General features: G+C 65.0%; 10 protein-coding genes. 2 read left to right on the forward strand and 8 right to left on the reverse strand.

Features of this window, described 5'->3' with window-relative positions:
• Nucleotides 1-305: 305 nt before the first annotated feature.
• Together OIE68_RS21975 and OIE68_RS21980 are read right to left on the reverse strand one after the other, a co-directional pair.
• A complete protein-coding gene (locus OIE68_RS21975) occupies nucleotides 306-1,664 on the reverse strand; it encodes a vWA domain-containing protein (RefSeq protein ID WP_327101223.1) in 1,359 nt (452 codons plus the stop codon).
• 358 nt (nucleotides 1,665-2,022) lie between these two features.
• Nucleotides 2,023-2,913: a MoxR family ATPase gene (locus OIE68_RS21980; RefSeq protein ID WP_327101224.1), complete on the reverse strand. Its 891-nt coding sequence runs from the start codon at nucleotides 2,911-2,913 to the stop codon at nucleotides 2,023-2,025.
• Nucleotides 2,914-3,145: 232 nt separating this feature from the next.
• Here OIE68_RS21980 and OIE68_RS21985 point away from each other — a divergent pair, with 232 nt between their 5' ends.
• Nucleotides 3,146-3,445, forward strand: coding sequence for a hypothetical protein (locus OIE68_RS21985; protein ID WP_327101225.1), 300 nt, complete (start codon nucleotides 3,146-3,148; stop codon nucleotides 3,443-3,445).
• A gap of 273 nt (nucleotides 3,446-3,718) precedes the next feature.
• Nucleotides 3,719-4,129, forward strand: coding sequence for a hypothetical protein (locus OIE68_RS21990; protein ID WP_327101226.1), 411 nt, complete (start codon nucleotides 3,719-3,721; stop codon nucleotides 4,127-4,129).
• Nucleotides 4,130-4,391: 262 nt separating this feature from the next.
• Here OIE68_RS21990 and OIE68_RS21995 read toward each other — a convergent pair whose 3' ends face one another.
• From OIE68_RS21995 to OIE68_RS22020, 6 genes are all read right to left on the reverse strand, one after another.
• Nucleotides 4,392-5,363: an acyl-CoA thioesterase gene (locus OIE68_RS21995; protein ID WP_419150782.1), complete on the reverse strand. Its 972-nt coding sequence runs from the start codon at nucleotides 5,361-5,363 to the stop codon at nucleotides 4,392-4,394.
• Nucleotides 5,364-5,508: 145 nt separating this feature from the next.
• Complete coding sequence (locus tag OIE68_RS22000) at nucleotides 5,509-6,702, reverse strand: alkane 1-monooxygenase (protein WP_327101228.1); 1,194 nt, start codon at nucleotides 6,700-6,702, stop codon at nucleotides 5,509-5,511.
• Between the two features lie 271 nt (nucleotides 6,703-6,973).
• Nucleotides 6,974-8,059 carry a lipase family protein gene (locus tag OIE68_RS22005; RefSeq protein WP_327101229.1) on the reverse strand — a complete coding sequence of 362 codons (1,086 nt, stop codon included), beginning with the start codon at nucleotides 8,057-8,059 and terminating at the stop codon, nucleotides 6,974-6,976.
• Nucleotides 8,060-8,597: 538 nt separating this feature from the next.
• On the reverse strand, nucleotides 8,598-9,599 hold the full coding sequence (ilvC, locus tag OIE68_RS22010) for a ketol-acid reductoisomerase (protein WP_174555227.1): 1,002 nt from the start codon (nucleotides 9,597-9,599) through the stop codon (nucleotides 8,598-8,600).
• Between the two features lie 115 nt (nucleotides 9,600-9,714).
• Entirely contained in the window at nucleotides 9,715-10,218 is a 504-nt protein-coding gene (gene ilvN, locus OIE68_RS22015; RefSeq protein WP_062984804.1) for an acetolactate synthase small subunit, read from the reverse strand.
• The gene (locus OIE68_RS22020; protein WP_327101230.1) at nucleotides 10,215-12,143 is read right to left on the reverse strand and encodes an acetolactate synthase large subunit; all 1,929 of its coding nucleotides are present in this window, start codon (nucleotides 12,141-12,143) and stop codon (nucleotides 10,215-10,217) included. The genes ilvN and OIE68_RS22020 overlap by 4 nt, the downstream gene beginning before the upstream one ends.
• Between the last annotated feature and the right edge of the window lie 208 nt (nucleotides 12,144-12,351).

Here is a 12,351-nt window from a genome sequence, read left to right on the forward strand (position 1 = left end):
ACGTCCCGCTACGGGCGGCGCCGCAGGTCCGGAGTTGGATTATCGGGCCGCATCGTGCAATCGACGCTGTCGTCGCGCACATGTCGATGTCGCATGCCGACGCGCAGATTTCCGACACGGTGGATCTACGAGCCGCCGCGTTCTCAGCGTCATCTGAGCCCGCCCGGCGTTTGGCGCGGCGCTGCCCACGACCGAATCAATTGTCGACACGGTTATGCCGATTCTCGGCTGACCACGGTCGCGCAAACGGTTGCGGCAATACACGCCGTGTCGCCACGGTAATGTCCAACCACGGAGCCGGGCGGTCAGGCTGGCAGGAGTCGGGCGATTACCTCGGCCAACTGCTTGACGTTGCGGCATTCGTGCATGGTGATCTGCTCGGCGTAGGTGTGGGCGGCGGAGTCGCCGGTGGACCATGAGCGGGACGGTTCGGGGTTGAGCCAGTAGGCGTGTTTGGCTCGGTTGGTCATTGCTTGCAAGGCAGTGAGATTCGGGTCGGTGCGGTTGGTGCGGGCGTCGCCGAGGATCAACAGGGAGGTGCGGGGGCCTAACGCGTCGAGGTAGTTGTCGACGAAGCCTTGGAAGGCCTCGCCGTAATTGCTGCTGCCGAAGCGGGCGACGTTGGAGTTGCGGATTATTCGGGCGGCGGTGCCGGGGGCGGGAGGTTCGCCCGGGGTGAAGAACCCGGTGATTTCGTCGCAGGTGTCGATGAAGCCGAAGCTACGGACCTTGCTGAATTGGTCTTGTAGCGCTTGGACGAGTTGCAGGGTGAATTCGGCGAAACCCGTTACTGAGCCGGATAAGTCGGCGAGTACGACGAGGTCGGGGCGGCCGTGTTTGCGGGCGCGTAGGACCGGGTCGATCGGCACGCCGCCGGTGGCCATGGAGCGGCGCAGGGTTCGGCGCATATCGATCTGGCCGCGGACTGCTTTGCGGCGGCGGGCGGCGAGGCGGGTGGCTAGTTTGCGGGCCAACGGGTTTACCAGGCGGCGCATTTCGGCGAGGTCCTGGGTGCGGGCGCCGAGGAAGTCGACCTGGTCGGTACTGGATTCGATGCCGCGGCGGGCGATGTATTCGGTGCCGCGGAGTTGGGCGGAGCGCAGGCGCGCCTCGGATTGGACGGCGGTGCGGAATTCGCGGAGGCGGCGGTCGGCTTCGATGGTGCGGACGGTGGTGTCGAGATCGGTGCCGATGCGCTCGACGATGCGATCGATAAGTTCTTCTGGCCGTAGGGATTTCATGGTCAGATAGGAGGACCAGCCCGCACCCGATGCGGTGGTGACCGGGCGCGAGGACTCTCCGGTGCCGACTCCCCCGTAGCCGCCCAGTGCGGTGAGGGCCTGCCGGGCGAGTTCGGTGACGGCGGTGCGGTCGTCTCGGGCGAGTGCGTCCACCAGGCGGTCGCGCAGATCGTCGATGGATTCGGAAGCCGACGGGGTTGCCGGTTGCTCGGCGGTGAGGAAGTAGAGATCGAAGAGCTGGTCGAAGACGGCGCGCTGGCCGTTGCGGCGCAGTAGGCAGGCGGCCATACCGGAGCGCAGGCGGTTGCGGTCGGATAGGCCGAGCGCGAGCATTGCCTCGGCGGCGTCGATGGTTTCGCTCGGGCCAGCCGAGATTCCGTGGTCGCGCAACAGTCCGACGAACTCGACAAGGCGATCGGTCATCGTGTCCGCGGGTTGCCGCCCAAGTGATGTCACCACTCGTCCCCCTCCCCCGGCAGCCACAGCCGGGATCCTTCGAGAGCGCCCGCAACAGATCCCGAGAAGGAATGTGTCAGTTGACGTACCGCTACACCGGGTGCCCGCACTTCTCGGCGCATATTCAGTGCGCCCGCCATCCCCCGATCGTCGGCCCCACATCGAACCGCCTCGACCAGCAGCCGAACCCGGGTTCGGCACCCGTCGAAGCTGCCCGCAACAGATCCCGAGTAGCAGCGCGGCGATCGGTGGGCGCAGCCTCCTCGGTGCCTCCGATATCCGTCTGCATGGCGCGGGTGTGCGGGCCGGATCGGGACAGGGGCGATCATGACGGTCTGCGTTCGCCGGGGTCGGCCGCGGGGAGTTCTAGGCGATCGATGGCTATGCGATGGTCGGATTGGTTTTTGAGGAGTACGCCGAGGGTGGATCGGACGACGGTGCCGGTGAGGTTTCGGGCGCCAAGAGCTACGAGAGTCCTTGCCCAGTCGACGGTTTCGGCGATCGAGGGAGGTTTGCGGAGGGAGAGTTCGCGGAGGGCGGCGACGGTTCTTACTACCGGCTCACCCAGGGTTTCGTCGAGCTCGGGAACCTTCATGCGGACGATCGCGCGCTCCAATTCCGCTGTCGGATAGTCGATGTGGAGGTAGAGGCAGCGGCGCTTCAGCGCTTCGGAGAGGTCGCGGTTGGCGTTCGAGGTGACGATGACGAAGGGCTTGCGGACGGCGGTCACGGTGCCGAGTTCGGGGATGCTGACCTGATAGTCGCCGAGGACCTCGAGGAGCAGTCCTTCGAGTTCGATATCGGCCTTGTCGAGTTCGTCGATGAGCAACACGGTCGGATGCGGATTCCGGATCGCGGCCAGTAGCGGGCGTTGCAGCAGGAATTCTTCGGTGAAGACGTGGTCGCGGGTGCTGTCCCAGCTCGCGTTGTCCGTGGCGGTGATGCGCAGCAATTGCTTGGCGTGATTCCACTCGTAGAGCGCGCGGGCCTCGTCGATGCCCTCGTAGCACTGCAGGCGCACGAGGTCGGAGGTGGTGGCGGTGGCGATCGCCTTGGCCAGCTCGGTCTTGCCGACCCCCGCCGGACCCTCGATCAGCAGGGGCTTGCCCAGGTGACCGGCGAGGAACACCGCGGTGGCGATGTCGGTGGAGGGCAGGTATCCGGCGTCGGTGAGCCGCCGCGTCACCTCGTCGACCGAGCCAAAGAACTTACTCATCGGTAACAGTCTAGAACCAGCGGATTTCCGCTCCATCCCTGAGGCCGACACCCACCGCCTGGGGGACTCGTCATACCAAAGGATGAATCTTCCTGAAATCGTGTTCGCACCATTGCCATTCGACCGGACGCGGCCGAGTGTGGACGTGCAAATCGTTGCGTCACCGGGCATCCCCTGCATCCGGCGAGTAACGACGGCGTCTTCGCGGACGCGCAGATAGAAAGGATCCACGGTGTTCTCGAGAACGACTCCCCGCCGATTGACCCGGGTGGCCATGGCCGGCGCCCTCGCCGCAGTCCCGTTTACCGCACTGGCCACTCCAGCCTCGGCCGCCCCGGCCACCAGCGAACCAGGCGTGACCGAGGTGCGGCACCCGCACAACAACGATTGGGATTGCGACCGCCCCGGCTTCTTCGACGACTGGAACCACAGTCCCGGCCGTTGGGACGACTGCGATCTCCCGGGCCGCTGGAACGACCCGTGGAGTTTCCCCCGCCACCTGTTCCCCCGCGGCACATTCGGCAGCAGCTGATCGAGAGAAACGGCCCGGCGTCACAGGCGCCGGGCCGTTGTCATAGATCGGGTACCAACCGCGATCAGTCGCATCCCGCAGGCCAACCGGGAACTCGTGCCGAGAAACGTTTGGCGGCAACCGACTTCGGAGCGACTCGCCTCGGGGATAGCCCCTACTCCAGTCCCATCCGGGCTCATACTTTCGACTGAAATTTCCCTGAATCCGATTGTGGCAGGAGATTTTTCGGCGCGTGCACGCAAGAGTGGAAGAATGACAATGACGCCTCGTCGGATGCTGGCCCAAGCGGCCGTGGCGGCCGCTCTTATCGCTGTTCCCCTGACCGCCACGGCAATTCCAGCATGGGCCGCACCGGAAACCGGTTCGGCCGGATCGGGACAGACGGTTGACTGCGAAAGTGCCGAGCACCGGGACGAGTGCGAGCAGGCGTGGCGGGACGAGCAGGCCCGGCGAGACAGGGAGGCCCGCGACTGGGCGAACAACCTGAACAATCCGGCCAACCCCATGAGCCCCTTGAACCCGAACAACCCGGCCAACCCGAATAGCCCGAACAACCCGCGGTACCAGTGGGAGCACAGCCTCAACAACCCGGCCAACCCCATGAGTCCGCTCAACCCCAACAATCCGGCCAACCCGAACAGCCCACTGAACCCCAACAACCAGCACAGACCGAACAACAGCTAGTGCCCCGCCAGATAGGTTGCCGCGCTATCAGGTCCGGCTCGCTCGTCGAGCGCAGTCGAAACGCTGCACGACACGCCCCGCGGCACCGCCACATGGTCGACGGATCTCGATACCGCACAAGCTATCTGGACGCGGCATGGCCCGTGCCGCGGTGGTCCGGCCTCAGACCGTCCGGACCACCGCACTGTCACCTGGACGATCCGGCCTCATCCAGGCCGGACCACCGCAACGGGAAGCCGGACACCAGGCCCGCTACAACGTGTCACGGCATCGGCACCCGGAAATGGTTGGGTTCGGCATCCGCCGGCACGTCGGTCGCCTGCGTGAACCGCTCCACCTCGGCACGCAATTCGACGAGATGCCGCGCATGCGCATCGAGCGCCTGATCCTCAGCGGAAACCGGAACCCACTGGCGCACCGGTCGCGCCTTACCGTTCTCGTCGACCGCGACGACGACCGCGAGACCGTGCGCGGCGAGCGCAGGTTCATCGGAGTGCGTATCCGTTGACGTCACATGCACGCTGACATGCATACTCCGCGGCCCGGTGTGAATCAGCCGCGCACTCACTTCGACGATGTGCCCGATGACAATCGGCCGATAGAACCGGATCCCGCCGAAGTACGACGTGATCACATGCTGCCCAACCCAATCGGCACCGCAGACATACGCGGCCTCATCGATCCACTGCATGGTGCGACCGCCGTGCACCTTGCCACCCCAGTTGATATCCGAAGGCGCGGCCAGGAATCGCAAAATCGACGTCGGCGCTGTACCCGTCGCTGTGTACTGCTGTGCGGCCATCGCCTCCTCGATCCGCTTCCGAACCGAAACCCGCGCCCGCGCCTGCCGATGCCGCTCCAGTTCCAGAATCGACGTCGGATTCCATTGCGGCACTTCAACGGTCCGCCGGTTGTCGTCGATCGCGACGAAGATCGTCAGGCACTGCGCCGTCTGCACCGGCTTGCGTCGCGTGGGATCGGTCGAATAGACGCTGACGAGAATATGCATGCTGGTGCGCCCGGTGTGCACGAGATTCGCATGCAGTTCGACCAATTCACCGACCACGATCGGACGGTCCAGGTGAATATTGCCGACGTAGGCGGTAACGCAGTAGCAACCGCTCCACTGAGCTGCCGCCGCATAGGCGACCTTGTCGATCCATTCGAGTAGCTTGCCGCCGTCGACCGAACCCGCGATGCCCGCATCGGCCGGTTTGACGAGAAATCGGTGGATGGCCTCGGCACGTCGACCGGCCGATGCCGGGCTCGGTACGGAAGTGGGGACAAGTGTGGTGGATGAGATGCTCACGACTCGCGATCTGTTCGGCAGACAATGGTTCCGACTGCGTTGTCCCCGAAGACGATAGGCAACCGCGCCGCTACGGGCGAGTAGCCGGCTCCGCCGATGCGGCGGTCAGTGGTCTCCGGCGCAAGCGAGTGTAGATGCGGCGACGTCTGGTTCGAGGTTTGGTGTTGATGAGGTTGATATCACCGCCGTAATGGGCCAGGACACGACGGTCCATGACCGCGCGCCAGATCGGCGGGATGGCGGCCAACAGGATCATGCTTGCGTAGCCGGCAGGTAGCTGTGGCGCCTGCTCAGAGCTGCGCAGGGTCTGGTAGCGGCGGCCCGGATTCGCGTGGTGGTCGCTGTGGCGTTGTAGATGGAACAGGAATAAGTTCGTGACCAAACGGTCACTGTTCCAGCTGTCACGCGGGGAACAACGCGCGTAGTTGCCATTTCGGCCGCGCTGGCGAAGCAGTCCGTAGTGCTCGACGTAGTTCACCGTCTCGAGCAGCCCCGCGCCGATCAACGCCTGCAATGCCAGAAACGGGATCACCGCAGGCCCGAAGAGGACGATCAGCGTGCCGAACAGTGCGGCACTCATCGACCAAGCCTGCAGCAGATGATTGTCCAAGCAGAGCCAGCGTTTTCCCTTGCGGGAAAGGCGTTCACGCTCCAAAGCCAGAGCCGAGCGGAAGCCGCCGAGCATACTGCGTGGCAGGAACTCCCACAGTGATTCGCCGAATCGGGCACTGGCCGGATCTTCCGGCGTCGCGACGCGCACGTGATGGCCGCGGTTGTGCTCGACGAAGAAGTGCCCATATCCCGATTGCGCCAGTGCGATTTTCGCCAGCCAGCGTTCGAGGTGCTCGACACGATGGCCGAGTTCGTGTGCGGCGTTGATTCCGATGCCCGACACGAAACCGAGTGTCACGGCCAAACCCAGCTTGTCGGAAATGCTCAGCGCCGGTCTGGCCCAGAGATATCCCGCGATCAACAGACCGATGAACTGTAGCGGCAGGAAAAGGTAAGTGCACCACCGATAGTAGCGATCGTTGGACAAGGCCTCGTAGTCCTCGTCGCGCGGATTGCTCCCATCGTTCCCTATCGCCGTGTCCAGCAGCGGGATCACCGCGAGCACAATGATCGGGCCGATCCACCAGAATATTTCGAGGCCCGTATGGACCACCAGTTGTGAAGGAAGTACCGAGCAACTCGGAGCGATCAACCCCAGTATCCACAGATACCGTTTGGGGTCGCGCCTTTCCGTATTCTCGAAGATCGACATAGGTGCCTCGAGCCTCCAACAGAACAGCACTGACAGGGGGTGGGGCCGCCGAAATCCGTTGCGGTAAAACTGTCGCTCCAGAATAGCTGTGCCCGCGCCGACTGCCAGCAATCTGTCGAAATCCACCTTCTGACCTAGCGAATTTCCTCAGCCGAGTTGGGTGCATCGTCACTGCGGCCGGGAGATCGAACGGCGGTACTCGATCAACCGGCGGCGGGTTTCGGCCTGGAACCGGCCCGCCGCCGGGCATTACGCACCGAAAATCACAGTGCTACGGCAGCGCCGCACAGTTGGTTGGGGCGGGCATGCCCGCGAGCCGATCGGTCAACCACTGCTGCGAGGACACCAGTGACGGGAAGAAGGCAATCACGTGGGTGCCAACGAGTCCGGATGCGGGGGGAATTTCGGAGTTCGATTCCAGCTGAACGGGCACTCCGCCACCACACCAACCGGCGGCCACTTCGCGCACCGGCACAAATGGCGCTCCCTGGTCGTTCATAGCCGAGGCGGCAAGTATCGGAACGGCCGGGGCGCGTGTGCCGATACGCTGCTCGGCGAATGCCGACTGCAACGCCGGGGACCGATCGATAACGGCGGTAAGCGGTTGTCCGCTGGTGGTCCACTCGGACGTGTTCCCATGCTCCTGGGCAAGTCCGACCGGGACCGCGCATTTGCCCTGGGATTCCTGCAGGATCGCCTTGCCGAGGTCGTTGAGTTCGGCGTCGAGCACCTGGCGAGTTTCCGGGTAGTTAGCGGCAATGCCGTTGAGTATCCAGGCGAATGACGGCGCGAAATCGGCACGGCCGTCGTTGAATCCGATGAAGTATTCGTCGTCCACCACCGGCCCACCGACGTAGGCGCCGCGCACATTCAGATCGGGTGCGTAGCTCGATTGCAGTTCGGCCGCACCGGCTGAGGCCATACCGCCCTGCGAATACCCGTAGAGAATGACCGGCGTGCCGGGGTTGAGGCCGGAGCCGGGCAATTGCAGCGCGGCGCGCGCGGAGTCCAGTACCGCGTAGGCTTGCGACTTCCGGTTGAGATAGTCGTGCACGTCGGGCGTGCCGAGGCCGTGATAGTCGGTCACCACTACCGCCATACCACGGTTGAGCAGCGACCGGATTGCCACCAGATCGTATTCGAAGATTATGTCCAACGGAGGCTGGAGCTGGACGATCTGTGTCATCAGCTTCGAGGACGCGCATTGATCGCCCTGGCCCTTGGTACCGCCCGCGTATGCGACCAGCGGCCGCTCGCCCGGGCCGGTCCACGGCACATTCGGCTGCAGATACGTGCCCACAACCGCCGTACGCGCATCGTGGGTATCACTGCTGACGTACATGAGGCGTGTCGCCACCGCGGGGACCATTCCCGGCTGCCCGGGCGCCGACATTGCCACCGCCGCCGGTTCCGCGCGAACGATAGTGCCCGGCCCGTCCGGTAACGATGGCGGTGGAAGGTAGAAATCAGCCTCCGCGACCGGTTGCTCCCCGGCCGGTTGCGTCCATGCGTGTGGAGCGGTGACGGTCCCGCCTCCGACAACGATGAGGGTTCCCGTCAAAGCTGCGGCCAATCCAAATATTCGGCTGCGCACGATTTCGATCCTTCCTGCGATTTTGGGGGTACCCATGGCATCTAGAATCGGATAGTGAGGGTATCGCCTGAAGTGGCGGTTTTCCGCAAATCCCGACGAGAATCGCCGATCTGCGACGGCCTCGAATCCCGTAAACACCGAGATCCATTTCGGCGTCGGTTCGAGACTCCTCGATTGCGATCTCCGTTCGAGGCTGATCTCGCTCAGGTACGCGGCAGCAGCAAATGCGCGGCCGACCCGCCGAAACAACAGTGGCCCACCCCGACGAATCGGGATGGGCCACTGTGGGTATTCGCGCGTATTACGCGGTTTCGGTGATCGGCCGGTCGACCCAGCTCATCAGGCCGCGCAGCTTGGCGCCGGTGACCTCGATCGGGTGCTCGGCGTTGGCCTTGCGCAGCGCCTCGAGCTCCTTGTTGCCGCCCTCGACGTTGGCGACGAGGCGCTTGACGAAGCTGCCGTCCTGGATGTCGCGCAGGATGTCCTGCATGCGCTTCTTGGTGTCGGCGTCGATGACCCGCGGACCCGACAGGTAGCCACCGAATTCGGCGGTGTCGGAGACCGAGTAGTTCATGCGGGCGATGCCGCCCTCGTACATCAGGTCGACGATGAGCTTGAGCTCGTGCAGCACCTCGAAGTACGCCATCTCCGGCGCGTAGCCCGCCTCGACCATGACCTCGAAACCGGTCTTCACGAGCTCTTCGGTACCACCGCAGAGCACGGCCTGCTCACCGAACAGGTCGGTCTCGGTCTCTTCCTTGAAGGTGGTCTTGATGACGCCCGCGCGGGTACCGCCGATGCCCTTGGCGTAGGACAGCGCCAGCGCCTGGCCCTCACCCTTCGGGTCCTGCTCGACCGCGATCAGGGCCGGAACGCCCTTGCCGTCGACGAATTGGCGACGCACCAGGTGACCCGGGCCCTTCGGCGCGACCATGCCGATGGTCACGTTGGCCGGGGGCTTGATCAGGCCGAAGTGGATGTTGAGGCCGTGGCCGAAGAACAGCGCGTCGCCGTCCTTCAGGTTGGGCTCGATGTCGTTGGTGAAGATCGACGCCTGGGCGGTGTCGGGGGCCAGCACCATGATCACGTCGGCCCACGCGGAAACCTCCGCCGGGGTGCCGACGGTCAGGCCCGCCTCTTCGGCCTTCGGCCGCGACTTCGAACCCTCAGCGAGGCCGACGCGGACCTCGACGCCGGAGTCGCGCAGGCTCAGCGAGTGCGCGTGGCCCTGGCTGCCGTAGCCGATGACAGCGACCTTGCGGCCCTGGATGATCGACAGGTCGGCGTCGTCGTCGTAGAACATCTCGACTGCCACTGTAGGTTCCCTTCTTGTTCTTCTTGTCGAAAGTTGTTTAGTTTCAAGCGGTTCAGCTGGCCAGCCCGCTTTTGGGGTGGCCCGAAACACAGCGCGGCGAGCGTCAGCGAGTCGCTGTGATCGACTTGGGCCCACGGCCCACGGCGACCACACCGGACTGCACGATCTCCCGGATGCCATACGGCTCGAGCATCCGCAACAGCGCGTCGAGCTTGGACCGGGTTCCGGTCGCCTCGACGGTGAGCGCGTCCGGCGAGACGTCGATCACCTTCGCCCGGAAGAGCGTAACCGCCTCGATGACCTGGGTCCGCACGCTGGCGTCCGCACGCACCTTCACCAGGATCAGTTCGCGGGCGACCGAGGTGTCGGCGTCCTGCTCCACGATCTTGATGACGTTGATCAGCTTGTTGAGCTGCTTGGTGACCTGCTCGAGCGGCAGATCCTCGACCGTGACGACGATGGTCATACGCGAGATCTCCGGGATCTCGGTGCCGCCGACCGCCAGCGATTCGATATTGAAGCCGCGGCGGGAGAACAGCGCCGCGACCCGTGCCAGCACGCCCGGCTTATCCTCGACCAGCACGCTGAGGGTGTGAGTCGTGCTCACTGTTCGGTCCCCTTGCTCTTGTCGTGCGACATCGCCTCGTGGATGACGGCGGGCTCGGCGGCCTGCTCGTCCTCGTCGAAGAGCGGGCGGATGCCGCGCGCGGCCATGATCTCGTCGTTGCTGGTGCCCGCGGCGACCATCGGCCACACCTGGGCGTCCTTGCCGACGATGAAGTCGATCACCACGGGACGGTCGTTGATGGACTGCGCCTCGCGGATCGCGGCCTCCACGTCTTCCTCACGCTCGACCCGGATGCCGTGGCAGCCCAAGGCTTCGGCGAGTTTGACGAAATCAGGGATGCGCAGGGTGTGCGTGCCCAGATCGGTGTTGGAGTAGCGCTCCTCGTAGAACAGGGTCTGCCACTGGCGGACCATGCCGAGATTGCCGTTGTTGATCAGCGCGACCTTGATCGGCACGCCCTCGACGGCGCAGGTGGCCAACTCCTGGTTGGTCATCTGGAAGCAGCCGTCACCGTCGACCGCCCACACCTCTTTGTCCGGCGCGCCCATCTTGGCGCCCATGGCGGCCGGGACGGCGTAGCCCATAGTGCCCAGACCACCGGAATTCAGCCAGGTGCGCGGCTTTTCGTACTTGATGAACTGCGCGGCCCACATCTGGTGCTGACCGACGCCCGCGCAGTAGATGGCGTCGGGTCCGGCCAGGCGGCCCAGCGCGTCGATGACGAATTCCGGCGACAGCGAGCCGTCACTCGGCGTCGTCCAGCCGAGCGGGTAGCTCTTGCGGATGCCGTCGAGGTACTGCCACCAGTCGGTGAGGTTCAGTTTCGGCGCGCCGGAGGGGTCGGCCTTCAAGGTTTCGATCAGTTCGACGATCACCTCGCGGCAGTCGCCGACGATCGGGACGTCTGCGTGCCGATTCTTACCGATCTCGGCCGGGTCGATATCGGCGTGGATGATCTTCGCGTCGGGCGCGAAGGAGTCCAGCTGACCGGTGACGCGGTCGTCGAAACGCGCGCCGAGGGTGATCAGCAGATCGGACTTCTGCAGGGCGGCGACGGCGCCGACGGTGCCGTGCATGCCCGGCATGCCCATGTTGAGCTGGTGGCTGTCCGGGAAGGCACCGCGCGCCATCAGGGTGGTGACCACCGGGATGCCGGTCAGTTCGGCCAGCTCCAGCAGCTGGGGCGAGGCGTCGGCCTTGATCACGCCGCCGCCGACGTAGAGCACCGGCTGCTTGGACTCCGAGATCATCCGCGCGGCCTCGCGCACCTGCTTACCGTGCGGTTTAGTCACCGGACGGTAGCCGGGCAGCCGCATCTCCGGCGGCCAGCTGAAGGTGGTCTGCGCCTGCAGCACATCCTTCGGGATATCGACGAGCACCGCGCCCGGACGACCAGACGAGGCCAGGTAGAAGGCCTCCGCGATCATGCGCGGGATGTCGATGCCATCGGTGATGAGGAAGTTGTGCTTGGTGATCGGCATGGTGATGCCGGAGATATCGGCTTCCTGGAATGCGTCGGTGCCGATCAGGCCGCGCCCGACCTGGCCGGTGATGGCGACGATCGGGACCGAGTCCATCTGCGCGTCGGCGATCGGGGTGACCAGGTTGGTCGCGCCCGGACCGGAGGTGGCCATGCAGACGCCGACCTTGCCGGTGGCCTGCGCATAACCGGTGGCCGCGTGCCCCGCGCCCTGCTCGTGCCGGACGAGGACGTGACGGACCTTGGTGGAATCGAAGAGCGGGTCGTAGACCGGGAGAATCGCGCCGCCGGGAATGCCGAATACCGTGTCGACGCCGAGCTCCTCGAGGGAGCGGACGACGGACTGCGCGCCGGTGACCCGCTCGGGCGGGACCTGGCGGCGGTTCGCCGCGTTCGTCGGACCGCCAGCGGGCGCGGCCTGCTGATTCGCCGAAGGCGCCGGCCTGCGGGCCGAGGGCCCGGGCCGTGCGGTTGGTGCACTCACCGTCTTCGTTCCTAACTGTTCGTACTAGACCCCGGACAACTGTGCTTGCACGTGGTGCCTTGCGAAGCGGCCACATGCCAGGACTTTTGTCCCGAACACAAAAAAGCCCCCGACAGCGCATGGCTGTTCGAGGGTGGCGCGTCGCAACGCGAGCTGACGTATTCGACTCAGGTAGTCAGGCTCAACGCTGGACGCGCCGGCCGATTAC

The sequence above is a fragment of the Nocardia vinacea genome (assembly GCF_035920345.1).
Taxonomy (GTDB): Bacteria; Actinomycetota; Actinomycetes; order Mycobacteriales; family Mycobacteriaceae; genus Nocardia; species Nocardia vinacea_A.